Origin of the sequence: Thalassospira permensis NBRC 106175, from assembly GCF_000714555.1 — a bacterium.
Classification (GTDB): domain Bacteria; phylum Pseudomonadota; class Alphaproteobacteria; order Rhodospirillales; family Thalassospiraceae; genus Thalassospira; species Thalassospira xiamenensis.
The window spans coordinates 1-578 of sequence record NZ_AUNC01000064.1 but is presented as its reverse complement, the minus strand read 5'-3'; the positions used below and the strand labels follow the sequence as shown (position 1 = coordinate 578).

Here is a 578-nt window from a genome sequence, read left to right as displayed (position 1 = left end):
CCACTGAAGTCATTCGCAGGCGTAATCGTCAGACCTTCAAGCTGATCCGAACCCAGCGTCCAGGTCCCGTCGCCATTATCGGTCCCTGCCGACAGGGTCGCGCCATTCGGAACGCCCCTAATGGTGACAGTGAGAGTCTCCGAGCTGTCAGCAAGAGCGGCGTCGATGTCGAGGGCGATACCATTGTCCTCGTTGCCAGACGCGTCACTGACATCAAGCGTCGGCGCGTCGGCCACACCGGCCACGTCCACCATAACGGTGTCGGTAACCGATGCGATATCGGTGCCATCCTGCGTACTTGCAGTAATTTCAAGGTCAAAACTACCGCTGAAATCAGACGGCGGTGTAACGCTGATACCTTCCAGTTCATCACTTGTCAGTGTCCATGTACCGTCACCGTTGTCAGTACCTACCGACAGCGTCGCACCTTCTGGGACCCCGCTAATCGTAATTGTCAGCGTTTCAGTGGAATCAGCCAAACCAGCGTCAATATTCAAAGCAATGGCACTGTCTTCGTTGCCGCTGGCATCACTGACGCCGAGCGTCGGTGCATCCGCAACACCGGCAACATCAACCGT

1 protein-coding gene is annotated in these 578 nt (G+C 56.6%); it reads right to left on the bottom strand.

The window, feature by feature from the left end; translation table 11 throughout:
* Nucleotides 1-578, bottom strand: a 578-nt coding sequence (locus SMB34_RS21170) for an Ig-like domain-containing protein (RefSeq protein ID WP_037992302.1), incomplete at both ends; no start/stop codon positions are given.